At 49.8% G+C, this 17,091-nt stretch carries 14 protein-coding genes; 8 read left to right on the forward strand and 6 right to left on the reverse strand.

From position 1 onward, the window contains the following. The first annotated feature begins 213 nt into the window (after nt 1-213). A complete protein-coding gene (locus ACOMHB_RS11430; RefSeq protein WP_448216700.1) occupies nt 214-1,125 on the forward strand; it encodes a patatin-like phospholipase family protein in 912 nt (303 codons plus the stop codon). Between the two features lie 70 nt (nt 1,126-1,195). Here ACOMHB_RS11430 and ACOMHB_RS11435 read toward each other — a convergent pair whose 3' ends face one another. Continuing rightward, nucleotides 1,196-1,756: a Smr/MutS family protein gene (locus ACOMHB_RS11435; RefSeq protein ID WP_422133390.1), complete on the reverse strand. Its 561-nt coding sequence runs from the start codon at nt 1,754-1,756 to the stop codon at nt 1,196-1,198. Nucleotides 1,757-1,962: 206 nt separating this feature from the next. On the opposite strand from ACOMHB_RS11435, the gene prmB reads away from it, so the two are divergent. Both prmB and aroC read left to right on the forward strand, forming a co-directional pair. Next, nucleotides 1,963-2,967 (forward strand): 50S ribosomal protein L3 N(5)-glutamine methyltransferase, encoded by a 1,005-nt coding sequence (prmB, locus tag ACOMHB_RS11440; protein ID WP_448216701.1) that lies wholly within the window; start codon nt 1,963-1,965, stop codon nt 2,965-2,967. Between the two features lie 90 nt (nt 2,968-3,057). After that, a complete protein-coding gene (gene aroC, locus ACOMHB_RS11445) occupies nt 3,058-4,152 on the forward strand; it encodes a chorismate synthase (protein ID WP_422133392.1) in 1,095 nt (364 codons plus the stop codon). Between the two features lie 71 nt (nt 4,153-4,223). On the opposite strand, the gene ACOMHB_RS11450 is transcribed toward aroC, so the two are convergent. The 5 genes from ACOMHB_RS11450 to ACOMHB_RS11470 all read right to left on the reverse strand — a co-directional run bounded on the left by ACOMHB_RS11450 (nt 4,224) and on the right by ACOMHB_RS11470 (nt 10,719). Beyond that, nucleotides 4,224-4,733 carry a phosphoribosyltransferase gene (locus ACOMHB_RS11450; protein ID WP_422133393.1) on the reverse strand — a complete coding sequence of 170 codons (510 nt, stop codon included), beginning with the start codon at nt 4,731-4,733 and terminating at the stop codon, nt 4,224-4,226. Nucleotides 4,734-4,886: 153 nt separating this feature from the next. Further along, on the reverse strand, nt 4,887-6,692 hold the full coding sequence (locus ACOMHB_RS11455; protein WP_448216702.1) for an AMP-dependent synthetase/ligase: 1,806 nt from the start codon (nt 6,690-6,692) through the stop codon (nt 4,887-4,889). Between the two features lie 389 nt (nt 6,693-7,081). Beyond that, a complete protein-coding gene (locus ACOMHB_RS11460; RefSeq protein ID WP_448216703.1) occupies nt 7,082-8,482 on the reverse strand; it encodes a TrkH family potassium uptake protein in 1,401 nt (466 codons plus the stop codon). A gap of 309 nt (nt 8,483-8,791) precedes the next feature. Then, entirely contained in the window at nt 8,792-9,769 is a 978-nt protein-coding gene (acuI, locus tag ACOMHB_RS11465; protein ID WP_448216704.1) for an acrylyl-CoA reductase (NADPH), read from the reverse strand. A gap of 77 nt (nt 9,770-9,846) precedes the next feature. Next, a complete protein-coding gene (locus tag ACOMHB_RS11470) occupies nt 9,847-10,719 on the reverse strand; it encodes a LysR family transcriptional regulator (RefSeq protein WP_422133398.1) in 873 nt (290 codons plus the stop codon). 135 nt (nt 10,720-10,854) lie between these two features. Here ACOMHB_RS11470 and leuC point away from each other — a divergent pair, with 135 nt between their 5' ends. The 5 genes from leuC to ACOMHB_RS11495 all read left to right on the forward strand — a co-directional run bounded on the left by leuC (nt 10,855) and on the right by ACOMHB_RS11495 (nt 17,074). Further along, nucleotides 10,855-12,270 (forward strand): 3-isopropylmalate dehydratase large subunit, encoded by a 1,416-nt coding sequence (gene leuC / locus ACOMHB_RS11475; RefSeq protein WP_422137099.1) that lies wholly within the window; start codon nt 10,855-10,857, stop codon nt 12,268-12,270. A gap of 6 nt (nt 12,271-12,276) precedes the next feature. Then, the gene (gene leuD, locus ACOMHB_RS11480; protein ID WP_448216705.1) at nt 12,277-12,924 is read left to right on the forward strand and encodes a 3-isopropylmalate dehydratase small subunit; all 648 of its coding nucleotides are present in this window, start codon (nt 12,277-12,279) and stop codon (nt 12,922-12,924) included. Nucleotides 12,925-13,144: 220 nt separating this feature from the next. After that, entirely contained in the window at nt 13,145-14,224 is a 1,080-nt protein-coding gene (gene leuB, locus ACOMHB_RS11485; protein WP_422133400.1) for a 3-isopropylmalate dehydrogenase, read from the forward strand. A gap of 19 nt (nt 14,225-14,243) precedes the next feature. Then, nucleotides 14,244-15,365 (forward strand): aspartate-semialdehyde dehydrogenase, encoded by a 1,122-nt coding sequence (gene asd, locus ACOMHB_RS11490; protein ID WP_448216706.1) that lies wholly within the window; start codon nt 14,244-14,246, stop codon nt 15,363-15,365. A 191-nt stretch (nt 15,366-15,556) separates the two neighbouring features. Further along, entirely contained in the window at nt 15,557-17,074 is a 1,518-nt protein-coding gene (locus ACOMHB_RS11495) for an IS1182 family transposase (protein WP_448216038.1), read from the forward strand. The last annotated feature ends 17 nt before the right edge of the window (nt 17,075-17,091 follow it).

Below are 17,091 nucleotides of genomic sequence, written 5' to 3' on the forward strand. Positions count from 1 at the left end.
CTGACAGTTTCGACCATACTCATCGCAATACCTTGCCATCTCCCGGGAAAAAAACAAAAAAACAGTATGAGTAAACCTGCTGTCTGGATCGAAACAGAGCGCTGGTTGACTTCAGTCATTACCGATAACTAAAGTATCCAGACCCTATAGACCTGAGGGCTGACAGGGTTCATGCTATTGCCCAACGCAAGCAATTCAAAGGACACAAGAGCAATGACAAAAAGAGTAGCTCTGGTCTTGGGCAGTGGTGGTGCCCGGGGTTATGCCCATGTCGGGGTCATTCGGGAGCTGGAGGCCAGAGGGTACAAAATTACGGCAATAGCCGGTTCTTCCATGGGCTCACTGATCGGTGGTCTATGGGCTACGGGTAAACTGAATGAGTACTGTCAATGGGCCGAGACCCTTGATTCGTTCGAGATTATCCGTTTGTTGGATATTTCTTTGGGGCGTCCGGGCGTCATCAAGGGTGACCGTCTTTTTGAACGCATGCGCGATATTATTGGTGACTGTCGTATAGAAGATCTGCCGATTCCCTATACAGCGGTGGCTACCAGCTTGACTTATCGCAAGGAAATCTGGTTTCAGCGTGGTGATCTGGTGACGGCTATTCGTGCTTCCAGTGCCATTCCTTCTTTGTTCAGTCCGGTAGAAATACATGGTCAGGTGCTGGTAGACGGCGGTGTGCTTAATCCTTTGCCAATGGCGCCTGCGGGGTCCGCTCTGGCCGATATGGTGGTGGCTGTTGATCTGTTGGGCAAACCTTTTCAGAAAAATGACGGGGCTGAAGAGAGAGAGAAGGAGAAAAAATCCATTTTTGACGGGCTTATTGATAAGTTTGTAGGTGTCAACGAGAGTAAAAAGTCTCAGGATGAACTCAGTGCTTCCATGAGCCTGATGGAAATTTCCAACCAATCCATGGAAGTGATGCAGGAGTCACTTTCCCGATATAAAACGGCGGGCTATCAGCCAGATGTCCTGGTCAATGTGCCTCGAAACATCTGTCAGTTCTACGAATTCCATCGCTTTAACGAGATCGCGGCTGTGGGCAGACAATTGGCTATTGATGCCCTGGATCAATGGGAATCCCGTCACCAGGAGGAGTCTGCCATTCTCCTGGAAGCATAAGTTTCCTCTGTTTGAAAAAAATCTCAACCTATTAGTGAGGCTGAGTGCTGAAGGTGTTTGTGAAGGGTTATCAGGCTTTTCTCTTCAAAAGCACAAGAAGCGACCCGGTCCCGCCTTCTGAAGGGGGTGCTGAACAAAATGCCAGGACTTCCGGAAGCTGTCGCAGCCAGTGATTGACATGACTTTTCAGGGTGTTCTGGCGATTGGTACTGCGGTGTGATTTGCCATGGATAATTCGAACGCATTGCATGCCTTCATTACGGCAGAACAATAGAAATTCTGAAATCAGCTCCCTGGCTTCCTCGATCCTGTAACCGTGGAGATCCAGTTGATACTGGATAGGCAGTAATCCCTGGCGTAACTGGCGCATACGGGTATGTTGAATGCCTGATCTGCTGTATACCAGTTTTTGCTCTGGTTCTATAGGTTCAACCCAGGCTTCCGAAAGAGCGGCTCCGCCCGGCTTGTCTTCCATCTGAGCAGACTGCCGACGAGCTCTGAGTGTACAGTCGGGCACTTTAGTCGCTGGTTTTTTGAGCTCGGCAGAGCGGTTGGTTTTCTTCAATGGCCGCACGTCCATCATGGCTTCTTTGAAAAGGCCTTCCTGATCGTCGTTATCGTTTTCGGTCATGACTCTGCGCTCATTTTTAAACAGACTTAACAGGCTCCTGGCAGCCTGAAATAGAGGTATTCTAACCCTAATTGTGGTCTGACTAATACCGTGGCAGCTGTTCGGAGCCGTTTGCGGCGAAAAAGTGGTTCTTTGCCTGTGCCTGAATATGCTACCTTATGGCGGTTTTGCAGGGGAGATCCTGAAAGTGACCCAGAGGAGAGAGAGTGACTGAAATCAGTGACACGCGTACTGGCAAGTCCTACAGAGCCATCAAGCCCTATGATGGTCTGGTCAGTATCCGGGACTTCATTCGCTGGGCGGCATCACGATTTAACGAAGCCGGGCTGTTTTTCGGGCATGGAAGTGATAATGCTCTGGATGAGGCTTTTCATCTGGTGTTTCAGGTGCTACAGCTGCCCTGGGAATTGCCGGAACCCTACATGGACTGCCGACTTTCCCTGAATGAGCAGGAGAGAGTGGCAGGGCTGATCGAGCGCAGAATTTCAGAACGCAAACCCTTGGCTTACCTTGTCAATCAGGCCTGGTTCTGTGGTCAACCCTATTACGTTGATGAGCGAGTGTTGGTACCTCGTTCACCGATTGCCGAGCTGATTCAGCATCAGTTTCAACCCTGGTTGATGGACATCCGGGTTGAAAGGGTGCTGGATCTTTGTTCAGGTTCCGGCTGTATTGGTATTGCTGTGGCCCATGAGTTTCCTCAAGCCACAGTCGACTTACTGGATATATCAGAAGACGCTCTGGAAGTGGCGGGTATCAATATCGACAGTCATGAACTCTGGGGCAGGGTTCAGGCCATTCGTTCTGATCTTTTTGAAGCGATCGATCATGCTCCGGAAAAGCCAAAGTATCAGCTGATTGTCAGCAATCCACCCTACGTGGATGCTGAAGATATGGCCGATTTTCCGGATGAGTTCAGCCACGAGCCGGAGCTCGGTCTGGCAGCGGGAGAAGACGGTTTGGATATGGCCCGCGTTATTCTGGCACGTGCCGCAGACTTTCTGGATGAAAAGGGTTTGCTGGTTCTGGAAGTAGGTAACAGTCATTGGGCCCTGAGAGATGAGTATCCTGATGTGCCGTTTATCTGGCCGGAGTTTGAAGCAGGTGGTCATGGCATCCTGATACTGGATGCCGGAAGCTGTCGTAAATATCAGCCTCTGTTTAGCAGCCGTGAGCAAAGAAAGCAGGCTGAAACAGCTATGAATGACTGAAACCTTTTTCTGGAAAAAGGTTTCACAGTAGAGCATTAAATCCCTGACGGGAGCAACGACGGACAACTGTCAGAGGAGGGGGAAGTTGAAATGGCAGGCAACAGCATAGGCCAGGTTTTCAGGGTTACGACCTTTGGTGAGTCCCATGGTATTGCCCTGGGGTGTATAGTGGATGGCTGCCCTCCGGGCATACCTCTGAGTGAGGCCGATCTGCAAAAGGATCTCGATCTGCGCAAGCCCGGTACCTCTAAATATACGACGCAGCGTCGTGAGCCGGATCAGGTCAGGATTTTGTCCGGCGTTTTTGAAGGTAAAACCACCGGCACCCCCATTGGTTTGCTTATCGAAAATGTGGATCAGCGTTCCAAAGATTATTCCAATATCATGGATCGTTTTCGTCCTGGCCATGCTGACTATACCTACACCCACAAATACGGCTTTCGTGACTACCGTGGCGGCGGGCGCTCGTCTGCTCGTGAAACCGCCATGCGTGTTGCAGCCGGTGCGATTGCCCGGAAATACCTGGAAAGTCAGGGCATCGAAATTAAAGGTTATCTGTCCCAGCTGGGCACGATCAGTATCGACAAGATTGACTGGGATGAAGTTCGCAACAATCCTTTCTTCTGCCCGGATGCGGATAAAGTGCCCGCCATGGAAAAACTGATCGATGATTTGCGTCGTGATGGTAATTCTACCGGGGCCAAAGTGACCGTGATGGCTACAGGTGTGATGCCGGGACTGGGTGAACCGGTTTTTGATCGTCTGGATGCCGACCTGGCTCATTCTCTGATGAGCATTAATGCCGTCAAAGGTATTGAGATAGGCGATGGCTTCGACTCTGTAGCCCAGAAGGGAACAGAGCATCGTGATGAGTTGACGCCAGAAGGCTTCCTGTCCAATTCAGCCGGTGGTGTTCTTGGCGGTATCAGCTCAGGTCAGGATATTGTTGCCCATATTGCCCTGAAACCCACTTCCAGCATGACTGCGCCTGGCAAGAGCATCAATATGGAAGGCGAACCTGTTGAAGTGGTCACAAAGGGACGTCACGATCCCTGTGTCGGAATTCGTGCTGTACCCATTGCTGAAGCCATGATGGCTATCACCCTGATGGATCACCTGATGCGTCAACGTGCCCAGAATGCTGATGTGGTCAGTCCGGCTCCGGTTATTCAGGGTCAGGCCTGAACCGTTCCGTTCCCCGGCCCTCTGTCAGGGGTCGGGGGTTGTGTTATGAGTATTCAACGGCTTTCAGTGGCTTACTTTTTGCCAAACTGATCAATGTCTTCAGCATCCCAGGCGTAGTTAATCCAGTGGTCGTGGATGTCCTCACCAGTGAAGAAGTGGCTCAGCCTCTCTGGCAGTGTGCCTTTCTTTTCTTTCAGTTTATTGTGCACGACGAAGGCAGCAAACTCGGTTTCAGGGTGTGTGTCGTACAGATGATTCAGTGTGAACTGCAGAGTGGTTCTTTCATCATCGACCTCATCAATGACCAGAACTTTTTTACCATCCAGGTTGGTGTCTGTTTCCAGCCATTGTAGTTTGACCGGTGTCTCTGATGGCGCCGTACCTGTCTCGTCACTGTAGCGGGAGAGGGATACAATCAGAATCGGTTTGTTGATATAGGTGCGCATGATGCGTGCTGGAATCAGACCACCGCCACCAATGGCCAGGAGATAATCAGGCTCAAATCCGGAGGCTCTGATCTTTTCCGCTGAGGCGCGAATGGTGTTATGGATATCGTTATAGGTGAAATTATATTGCTCCATGAGCACTTAAACCTTTAGATGAATGAAGAGTCTTTTGACAGGCTAATAAAACTGAAGCAGGGAAGGATAGGCGATTTAATATTGATAAGCCAAGTAGGGCTTTCCACTGCAGCATTAAGAGGCCATCCGGTTTGAGAATGGCCTGCCTTGGTGTCAGGGTGACGTGACCGGTTGGTACATGGCTTCGATTTCCTTGCGGAAACGTTCCATGATAATCTTTCTGCGCAATTTCAGTGTTGGCGTGATCTCTCCCGTTTCGATGGAGAATTCACGAGGCAGCAGAGTGAATTTCTTAACCTGCTCGTACCGGGCCAGTTCTTTCTGAATGTGATCCAGGCGTTTCTGGAACATAGCCCGGATATCCGCATTGCGGATCAGATCCATTTTGTTTTCGTATTTCAGGTCAGTGCTTTTTGCGTACTCTTCCAATGCTTCAAAAGCAGGTACTATCAAAGCAGAAACATAGTTTTTGGCATCAGCAATGATGGCAACCTGTTCAATAAACCGATCCTTGCCCAAAGTGCCTTCTATGTATTGAGGTGCAATATATTTGCCGTTGGACGTTTTCATCAGCTCCTTGATGCGCTCGGTGATGCGAAGCTGCCCTGTCTCATCGATCAGACCTGCATCGCCGGTTTTTAGCCAGCCATCGGCATCAAAGGCTTTGGCTGTTTCATCCGGCTTTTTGTAGTAGCCGCGCATGACGGTTGGGCCTTTCACCAGTATCTCGCCTTCCTGCCCGATTTTAACCTGAGTGCCGGGGAGCGGTGAGCCGCAGCTGCCAAACTGGTAACCCGTATCGCGAAAGCAGGTAAAAGTTGCCGTGGTTTCAGTCATGCCATAACCCACTTTGACATTGATGCCAAGGGCATGGAAAAAACGGTTGATTTCGTCATCCAGCCGGGCACCACCACAGGGCATGAAACGGATACGCCCTCCCAGCTTTTCTTTGATTTTGCTGAACACCATTCTGTCAGCCAGCTGGTTCAGGCTTGTCAGATAACCGGGTACTGTCTTGCCCTGGCGCTTCAATTCCATGGTGGTGAGACCGACTTTCATAGCCGTATTGAAAATAAAGCGCTTAAGCGGAGAGCCCTTTTGTACCATGGTGTTCACGCCGGTATAAATCTTCTCGTAGAAGCGTGGTACTGCACAGACCACCGTTGGCTTCAGTGTGGGCAATATTTCTGCAATTTTGGTCGGATCTTTCAGGTAGCAGTTAACAGCGCCCCGGGTCAGAACGTAATAACTCCAGGCCCTTTCAAAAATATGGCTCAGAGGCAAAAACGCTATGGATACATCGGTATGGTCAATATGAATCAGAAGATCATGTGACTCAAACGATGCACCGATGCTGTTGTAATCGAGCATAACGCCTTTTGGTTGACCGGTGGTGCCCGAGGTATAGATCAGGGTGTAGAGGTCGTCCAGAGCCTGATTTTTCAGGCGTTCTGTCAATAATTCGGACTCAGTGGGAGCACTGGCCATAAAATCACTGAAATACAGTGCTTTATCGCAGCCTTTCAGGTTAGTCCGGGAGTCAAATACAATAACTTTCTCCAGACATTCACAATGGTCCAGAAGCTTCAGCGCGCTATCGAACTGCTCCTGTTCGCCGACAAACAAAATGGAAATTCCGGCATCTTCAATAATGTAGCGAGCCTGCTCAGCGGTATTGGTTGGGTAAATGGGCACAGTGACGCAGCGAGTCTGCAAAATGCCAAGGTCTGCAATAGTCCATTCGGGAAGGTTCTGCGACCAGATCCCGATATTAGTCTGAATCGGCAGATTGTCTGTTAGCAGAGAGCGAGAAACGCAATCGATCTTTTCTCCGAGCTGCTGCCAGTTAATGGATTGCCATTGATGATTTTCAGAGAAACGAATAGCCGTTTGACGGGAATGGTTATTTGAGCGCTGACGAATCAGGCTGACAAGGTGCGACGGAGGATTATCATTCATTGGCAAGCAATATACATATTATAGAAGTGACTGTTTTCTCGGTTCAAAAAACGACACTTTCTGCTTATGGCTGATTTTATTTAGCATCAAACAGGTTGCAGCCTGCTTTCAATGCTTTCGTTTGCGGCGAAGAATATTACAGCAGTAACGATAAATACTATTTGATTTATATCAGTTTTCTAGCAGCCTGTCGGACTTAAGCGTCCGTAGCGAGGATTGCAAGAAATTGAGGATAAAAATCTCTGTTTCTGAGGAGAATAGCGAGCTATTTGACGAAGAAACAGGGATTTTTAGACCAATTTATTGCAACCGCACGACTGCATGGATGCAGGAGCTAGAGCAACGCAGGAGCAGTTGCCGTGTAGGACAGTCTTAAGTCCTACAGGCTGCTAGTGCTTCCAGAATGCTGGAGTGAAGAGTACCAAAACGGTAATAACTTCCAGTCTGCCTAGCAGCATTCCCACGCTCAGGAACCATTTGGCGGCATCAGGCAGTGATGAAAAGTTGCCCGCAGGTCCGATAATATCTCCAAGTCCGGGACCTACGTTGGCAACTGCTGTCAATGCACCACTGAGACTGGTGACAAGATCCAGCCCCAGAAAGCTCAAAAGCAGGGTGAGAATAGTGGTCAGGAGTGCGAAAAAGAAGCAGAAAGCGATCAGAGATCTCAATATGTCGCTACTGATTTGATGGCCGTTGTAGCTTTGTACAAAACAGGCTCTCGGATGAGCCAGTTGTTTCAGTTGAATGCCCAGCAAACGTGCTGCAATCTGAAAACGGAAAACCTTTATTCCTCCTGCTGTGGAGCCTGAGCAGCCACCAATGACCGTCAGGCAGAGGAAGAGGGCGGCTGCAAACCCTCCCCATGACTCGTAGTCAGTCAATGCGAAACCTGTCGTCGTGATCACAGAAGTAGTATTAAAGGCGACCAGGGTCAAAGACTTGAGCAGTGAATAATCACTGTTTATAAACAGTCGCAGAGTCAAAAAGCCCCAGAGTATGAGCAGGAATTTGAGAAAAGCCTGAACCTGGTTATCCCTCAACAAAGACTGAGAATCACCCCTGAGAAATTTGACAAAAAGGACAAAGGGAAGCGATCCAAAAATCATGAACACTATAGCAACCCAGTGAATGAAGGGGTTTTTGAAGTGATCCATGGAGCTGTCGGAAGTTGAGTAGCCTCCGGTGGAAAGCGTGGTCATGGCGTGGTTGATGGCTTCAAAGCCATGCATGCCTCCGAGAAAATAGAGATACGCACAAAAAATGGTCATACCCAAGTAGATACAAACAATACGTTTGGCGATGCTGCCTGAACGGGGCATGGCTTTGTCTGACCAGTCGGAAGATTCGCTTTGGAACAGACGCATACCACCGACTTTCAGAAAAGGCAGTACCGCTACAGCCAGGACAATAAAGCCAATGCCGCCGAGCCATTGAAGTAGAGAGCGCCACAGCAGGACCCCGGTATTCATCTGGTCAAGTCCACTGAGCACGGTAGAACCGGTGGTTGTAATCCCGGACATGGTTTCAAAGAATGCGTCGGTGTAGCTGATATCCAGCTGTATGTAGAGAGGCAGAGCTGCGAAGGCACTCAGTGTCAACCAGGATGCGTTGGTCAGCAGAAATATTTGCCTTGGTTGCAGGCTGAATACATGTACACGACAAAAGTAGTAAAGTGGTGCGCCTGCCAACAGGGTGATCAGGGCCGACAAGCCGAATGAATAAATTCCTTCCTCGCCAATGACGAAATCATGCAGGGCTGGCAGTAGCATCAATACTGACAGCATCATCAGAAACAGGCCTATGACAAGCAGAACGGGGCGCAAATTCATGGTTGTTTTTGTTTAATCAGTCAAACCTCGAACTATTGCACTTAAAGGGTTCGAAGTAATTAGGGGTTAATACCAGTACATGGCTTCAATGAGTGTATCCTCAATTTTTGCCAAGAAAGCATGTTGCCGCAAGATTCATGGAGCGATCATGAACAGCACGACAACATCAAGAGGATGAGAAAATGAGTCAGCTGAAAAACAGCAGAGCGAAAAATTCGATGCCTTTTGTAAAGGCTGCTTATAAAAATGACTTATAAAAAGAACGGGTTAGATTTTCACGATCACACGACCGGTCACCTGACCCACCGTGATGGCTTCAGCGTACTCAGCAATTTCTTCCAGTGTCACTTCCTGACAGGCAGAGTTGTAAAAATCAGCAGGTAACAGGTCCACCAGTCGCTCCCAGGCCTGAGTACGTTTTTCTGTTGGACACATCACAGAGTCGACGCCCTGGAGGTTTACGCCCCTCAAGATGAATGGCATCACCGTAGTCGGAAGGTCAAAACCTCCTGCCAGTCCACAGGCTGCAACAGCACCGCCATAGTTCATTTCTGAGAGAACCCTGGCGAGCAGCTTGCTGCCAACCGTATCAATTGCACCCGCCCACATTTGTTTATCCAGCGGGCGGGCGGGCTCCTCAAAACGGCTTCTTGGCAGGATCAGTTTGGCTCCCAGGTTGACCAGCATGCCGGAGTTTTCCGGACGACCTGATACAGCGACAACATCGTAATGCAATTTTGCCAGCAGGGCGACAGAAGTACTGCCCACGCCACCACTGGCACCGGTGACCAGAATTTCACCTTTTTCAGGTGTGACACCTGAGTGTTCCAGAGCCATTACGCACAACATTGCTGTCAGACCTGCTGTGCCGATTATCATGGCTTTCTGGCTGTTGAGTCCCTTTGGCATTTTTACCAGTTGACTGGCTTTGACCCTGGCTCTTTCAGACATACCACCCCAGTGGTTTTCACCCACGCCCCAGCCGGTGAGGATAACTTTGTCACCTTCTGAAAATTCAGGATTGTCAGAATCAATGACTGTACCCGCAAAATCAATGCCCGGTACCATGGGAAAGTTGCGGATAATCTTGCCCTTGCCAGTGATGGCCAGACCGTCCTTATAGTTCAGCGAGGAATATTCGACGGCTACCGTGACCTCCCCTTCGGGTAAACGACTGTCGTCCAGTTCCCGGACAGAAGATACAGTGGCTTGGCCTTCCTGCTCCAGCAACAGCGCCTTGAACATACAACACTCCGTCAGTTCTGTGAAAGGTAGTGAAATCGATAGTGGAATTATAGGGACAAGTTGGCGAATAACAATGATCAGCCGGTTTCCTGATTCAGAAGGTCCAGAAGCGCATTGGCCGCATTCGACAGGGTTCGCTCTTTGTGGATGATATACCCCAACTTTCTTGAAGGCGTATGGCATTGTGTGTTCAATGCAATGAGATCGTCGTCCAGCATCGAGGCGGGCAAAATGGTCCATGCCAGACCGATGGAAGCCAGCATACGGATTGTTTCGAGGTAATTGGAAGACATGGTGGTTTGCAAAGACAGACCTTCTTCTTCAAACAGTGTGCGAACCAGCCGGTGAGTGAATGTGTTTGAGCTTGGCAGAATTGCCTGATGTTCACTTAACTGCTGGGTGGTGACTTTTTTCAGGCTGGATAAGGGGTGGTCTCTGGCCGCCATAAAAATCAGCGGGTCATTCCAGACCAGACGGGATTCAAATCGATCCGGGTTGTCAGGAGAGAGTGTTACGATACCGAATTCAATTTCACCACGACTCAGCATTTCATAAGCCACCTCCGAATCCACAAAGCGAATGTCGAGCTTGACATCCGGGTAGCGGCGGGAGTATTCCCTCAAGATGTCAGGGAGCCTGCGTAAGCCTATATGGTGACTGGTGGCTATGGCCAGAGTCCCTTTTACCTGAGTCTTCAGGTTACTGATTTCTTGACGGGAGTCCTTCATCAAGTCCAGCATTTGTCTGGCTTTGGGCATAAGGATGCGTCCAGCTTCGTTCAAATTGATCTGTCGACCCATGCGATCAAATAACTGGGTGCCTAATTGGCTCTCAAGCGAAGCAATGCGCTTGCTGACGGCCGGCTGGGTTAAATGCAGCTTTTCTGCCGCCTGGGAGAAAGACTTGCACTCAGCAACGGTCAGAAATGCGGTGAGGCTGGGTATATCCATGGTTCAGTTTTTTGTAAGGGGTAAATGATTGATAACTTATAGTTATTAATAGCATGAAAAAGATGAATTTGAGTAATCTGTTCTGTCGTTCTAGGATACCCATAAAACGGAAACGCTGTAATGAGGATTCAACCAATGGCAGGTAAGACGCTCTATGACAAGTTGTGGGACAACCACCTTGTTCGTCAACGAGACGATGGTTCGTCTTTGATCTACATTGATCGACAGCTACTTCATGAAGTCACCTCTCCCCAGGCGTTTGAAGGTCTGCGTCTTGCTGGCCGCCGACCCTGGCGAATTGATGCCAACCTGGCAACGCCTGATCATAATGTGCCAACTACCGTTAATGAGCGCAAAACCGGCATTGATGGTATCGAAGATCCTATCTCGAAAATTCAGGTTAAAACGCTGGATGATAATTGCCACGATTTCGATATCGTCCAGTTCGATATGATGGATACCCGCCAGGGGATTGTCCATGTTGTGGGTCCTGAACAGGGCGCAACTCTGCCAGGTATGACCGTAGTCTGTGGTGATTCCCATACCTCTACTCACGGTGCTTTCGGCGCGCTGGCCCATGGTATTGGTACCTCCGAAGTCGAACACGTCATGGCTACCCAGTGCCTGGTTGCCAAGAAAATGAAAAACATGCTGGTGCGTGTTGATGGCGAGCTGGGTTTGGGTGTTACGCCGAAAGACGTGGTTCTGGCCATTATTGGCAAGATCGGAACCGCTGGTGGTACCGGCTTTGCTGTCGAATTTGGTGGCGACGTTCTGCGAGCCATGAGTATGGAAGGTCGAATGACTGTCTGCAATATGGCTATTGAAGCAGGTGCCCGTGCAGGTATGGTTGCGGTCGATCAGACCACGGTCGATTATGTAAAAGGTCGTCCTTTTGCACCCAAAGGCGAGCTCTGGAACAAGGCGGTAGAGGCCTGGTCCGATCTGCACTCTGATGCTGATGCTGTTTTTGATGAAGTGGTTGTTTTAAAAGGTGAAGACATCAAACCTCAGGTGACCTGGGGTACCTCACCTGAAATGGTTCTGCCTGTGGATGCTAATGTACCGTCCCCGGCAGATGCGGAAGGTTATGCAAGAGCCCTCGAGTACATGGGGCTGACAGCAGGCATGCCGATCACGGATATCCCTGTTGATCGTGTTTTCATTGGTTCCTGTACTAACTCCAGAATTGAAGACCTCAGAGAGGCGGCTGCTGTCGTAAAAGGTCGAAAGGTAGCTGACACCGTTAAGGAAGCTCTGGTTGTCCCGGGCTCGGGTCTGGTAAAAGAACAGGCAGAAAATGAAGGGTTGGACAAAATCTTTGAAGCGGCCGGTCTGCAATGGCGTGAGCCGGGTTGCTCCATGTGTCTGGCCATGAATGCCGACAAACTGGGTGCCGGTGAGCATTGCGCATCCACTTCAAACCGCAATTTTGAAGGTCGTCAGGGTTTTGGTGGTCGAACCCATCTGGTAAGCCCGGCTATGGCCGCAGCGGCTGCGGTAACCGGCCATTTTGTTGATGTGCGTCAGATGATGGGGCAGGGGGCTTAAGACACCATGAAGGCATTTACTATTCATAAAGGTTTGGTAGCACCTCTTGATCGTGCCAATGTTGATACCGACATGATCATTCCCAAGCAGTTTCTCAAGTCCATCAAGCGCAGTGGCTTTGGTCCCAATCTGTTTGATGAGTTGCGCTACCTTGATGAGGGCCAGCCCGGCCAGGATTGTTCAAAGCGTCCGGTGAATCCTGACTTTGTGCTGAATCAGGATCGTTATCAGGGGGCATCGGTACTGATCGCCCGTCAAAACTTTGGTTGTGGCTCCAGTCGGGAGCACGCTCCATGGGCTCTGGATGATTTTGGTTTTCGCTGCGTCATTGCGCCGAGCTTTGCTGATATTTTTTACAACAACTGTTTCAAAAATGGCATTCTGCCGATCACTCTCTCGGAAGAGGCTGTTGACGAGCTGTTCAGTGAAATTGATGCGCAGGAAGGCTATCAGCTGAAAGTGGATCTGGAACGTGAAAAAGTGATCAAGCCTGATGGCAGTGAACTCAGCTTTTCGATTGATGAGTTCAGACGTCACTGTCTGCTCAATGGTCTGGACGACATAGGTCTGACATTGCAGGACGCTGATGCGATCAAAGCCTTTGAAGGGCACCATCGCAACAGTCAGCCCTGGCTGTTTGATGCTATTCATTAAATTTTGCCAGTTTAACAAATAACAAAGTAAGTCGACTCTTGCTCCCATACACCAGAGGCTATTGCAAAGCTCTCACTCCCGCGCCGGGGTCCAAAGGGCCTGAGAGCGTGGGAATCAGCTTTTTGTGACAGCCGCCGGAGCCCGGGGGGAGTTTTTCAACAGCCTGCCCAGTGTCAAATCGAGCTTACAAAACACTGTTTTTAATGAGAGGTAAAGGGAAGTGAGTAAACAGATTTTATGCCTGCCCGGTGACGGCATTGGCCCTGAGATTGTGGCAGAAGCGCTGAAAGTTCTGGATGTCGTTAAAACCCGCTTTGGGTTGGCTATTGAAATCAGTGAAGGTTTGGTGGGTGGTGCTTCGCTGGATGTTCATGGTGTTCCCCTGACCGACGAGACTCTGGCCGAAGCGAAAAAATCTGACGCGATTCTCTTTGGTTCTGTGGGTGGTCCCAAGTGGGATGACCAGCCGATGATGAACCGTCCTGAGCGTGGACTGCTGAAGCTGCGTTCCGAAATGGGACTGTTCGCCAATCTGCGACCAGCAATGCTGTTTCCCCAGTTGGCAGAAGCATCCAGTCTCAAGCACGAACGGGTGGCGGGTCTGGATATTCTGATCGTCCGTGAACTGACCGGTGGTATCTACTTTGGTGAGCCAAGAGGTGTTCGTACCCTCGAGAGCGGAGAGCGGGAAGGTTACAACACCTATGTCTACCGTGAATCTGAAATCAAGCGTATTGCCAAAGTGGCTTTTGAAGCGGCTCAAAAGCGTGGTGGTCGACTGACATCGGTTGATAAATCCAATGTGCTTGAAGTGACCGCTCTCTGGCGTGAAATAGTGTCAGATATGGGCTCTGACTACACCGATGTGGAACTGAGTCATATGTATGTTGATAATGCGGCAATGCAGCTGGTGCGTGAACCCAAACAGTTTGATGTAATGGTCACCGGCAACATGTTTGGCGACATTCTCAGCGACTGTGCTGCTATGTTGACTGGCTCCATTGGTATGTTGCCATCGGCTTCCCTGAACGAAGCCAACCAGGGGATGTATGAGCCTGTGCATGGTTCTGCCCCGGACATTGCCGGTCAGGGTAAAGCGAACCCGCTGGCTCAGATTCTTTCTCTGGCGATGCTGCTCCGATACTCCCTGGGGGAAATTGCAGCGGCAGATGCGATTGAAAAAGCCGTCAGCGATGTTCTGGATCAGGGACTGCGTACCGGAGATATTGCATCAGCAGGTTGCAAACAGGTAAGCACCTCTGAAATGGGCGATGCCCTAGTGGCTTGTTTGAAGGGTTGAGCATTTAGGGAGGCTAGTTATGAAAAAGGTCGGTTTTGTTGGCTGGCGGGGAATGGTCGGCTCGGTTTTGATGGATCGTATGCGTGAAGAAAACGACTTTGCGAATATTGACCCGGTCTTCTTTACCACTTCCCAGCAGGGTCAGCCTGGTCCACTCGTAGGTCAGGATGCAGGCAGACCTGCTACAGCGCTTCAGGACGCTCACTCAATTGAAGCGCTGGCCGCTATGGATATCATTATTTCCTGTCAGGGTGGCGATTACACCAATAAGGTTATTCAGCCATTGCGTGACAGTGGTTGGCACGGCTACTGGATTGATGCCGCTTCTTCTCTGAGGATGAAGGACGACAGTGTTATTGTTTTGGATCCGGTCAATCGTCCTGTTATCGATCGGGCCATTGATGCCGGTGTCAGGAATTTTATCGGTGGTAACTGTACTGTCAGCCTGATGCTGATGGCCATTGGTGGTCTGTTTCGTGAGGGGCTGGTGGACTGGGTCAGCGCCATGACTTATCAGGCTGCCAGTGGCGCCGGTGCCCGAAACATGCGTGAATTGATCGCTCAGATGGGTGTGATTCGCGATAACGTTGCCCGGGAGCTGGCCGATCCAGCCAGTGCCATTCTTGATATTGATCGTAAGACATCTGATCTGCTGCGCAGCTCGGATTTACCACAAAGTGAGTTCGGGGTGCCTCTGGCAGGCAGTCTGATTCCCTACATTGATCGTCAACTGGAGAACGGGCAGAGCCGTGAGGAGTGGAAAGCTCAGGCAGAGACCAATAAGATTCTCGGTCTGGACGGTCAGTCTCTGGTGCCGGTTGATGGTGTCTGTGTTCGTGTCGGTGCCATGCGTTGCCACAGTCAGGCGTTGACAATCAAGCTGAACAAAAATGTGCCAATGGCTGATATCGAAAGCCTTGTTGCCAATGCCAACGACTGGGTTTCTCTGATTCCCAATGATCGTGAGGTGACCATGGAGAAGCTGACACCGGCAGCCGTGACCGGCAATCTGGATATTCCTGTGGGTCGTATTCGCAAATTGAATATGGGTCCTGAATATCTGTCTGCCTTTACGGTAGGTGACCAGTTGTTGTGGGGGGCTGCAGAGCCTCTGCGTCGGATGTTGGGAATTTTGCTCTGATCCTTCTGGCCAGCCAGTTTTCTGGCTGGCGATCTGCTAAATGTCTGAGTTGAGCTACTTGGTGGGGTCCTTCTGTTGCCCAGGGTTTCGGCGGTACTCTTCAAGAATTTCGGGTAGCACTTCTCTAGGAGCCTGACCGAGAATAGGCTTATCTGTTATGATAAGCCTTAAACCAACTCCGATGATGCCAGATGTCACCACCACCAAAATTCAAGGACAGCCCTGTTGAGTTTGACCAGCATCTGCTGTTCCCAACCAACATTTTCGACCTGCTTCCCAAAGACCATGATTGTTTCGTTTATGAAAGCATTTTTCAGAACATCGATACGTCTGAGGTTGAAAAAAAATATCACCACCTTGGTCAGCACGCTTACCCTCCAAAGCTCATTGTCGCTATTCTGATCTACGCCTATAGCCATGGTGTTTTCAGCTCCCGTCAGATTGAGCGACGGTGTCGACAAGATCTGGCGTTCATGTATATCTCACAAATGAACTGCCCAAATTTCAGGGTTCTGGGAGATTTTCGTAAGGAAAATCTGTCGTTTTTTCATGACTGCTTCAAACAGTCCGTCAAACTGGCCATGGAGCTCAAAATGGCATCACTGGGCCATATCAGCCTGGATGGCTCCAAGTTCAAAGCCAACAGCTCAAAGCACAAGGCCATGACCTACGGAAGGCTCAAGGCTAAAGAGGCAGAACTCAGTGCAGAAGTGGATGAGCTGATCAAAAAAGCCAGTCAGTGCGACCAGGAAGAAGACGACGCCTACAAAGCAAGCAACGGCTACAGCATTCCTGAAGACCTCCAGTTTAAAGAGGAGCGTCTGAAAAAAATCAAAGCGGCCAAAGAAGCCCTTGAAGAACGCGAAAAAGCCCTGAACCCTGATGAGCCTATTGACGACAAAAGGCAGATAAGCTTTGCAGACCATGATGCCCGGATCATGAGCAAGAAAAGTTACTGTGAGTACAGCTACAATGCTCAAATCACCGTAGATGCTGATAATCAGATCATCGTCGGCCAGCACATCAGCCAGCAAGCCAATGATGTTCAGGAGGCAGAGCCTGCTTTGGAAGCACTGTCTGAGACAACCGATGGTGCTGTAGTGGATAAGGTGAGCATGGATAATGGTTATTTCTCAGGGCCAAACCTGCATGTGCTGGATAAGCATGAAATAGATGGCTACATAGCCACCGACAGAAAAGAGAAGCCAGCAGATACCCAGCTTAAGGACTCTGAGCGTAAGTTTGTCAAAGCAGATTTTGACTACGATGCAGAAATGGATGTGTTTATCTGTCCGGCTGGGGAGAAGCTGATAACTAACCCAGACAGCAAGGCCAAGAGGCAGAGTTACCGGGCGAACAAGGACGCATGCAGGAAGTGTGTTTACCGTTCACAATGCAGTGGCTCAAAAAAGGATGCTGGCAGGGTCATCCGCACAGACAAGTTTGAGCCCGCGCGGCAACGTATGAACAAGAAAATGGAGACAGCCAGTGCGAAAGCAATCTATGAGCGTCGTAAGGTCATTGCAGAGCCACCGTTTGGTCATATAAAAAACTCAGGGTTCAGGAGTTTTAGCCTTCGTGGTAAAGAGAAGGTAGAAGCAGAGTTCTCACTGGTATGCACGGCACACAATTTCAAAAAATTTGTGAAGGCCGCTTCAACGGGATCAATCCGTCTTGAGAATTTAAAAGGGGTTAAAAAAGCGGCATAAAGGCTGTGAAAAGGCCT

Source organism: Endozoicomonas sp. 2B-B (assembly GCF_053470045.1).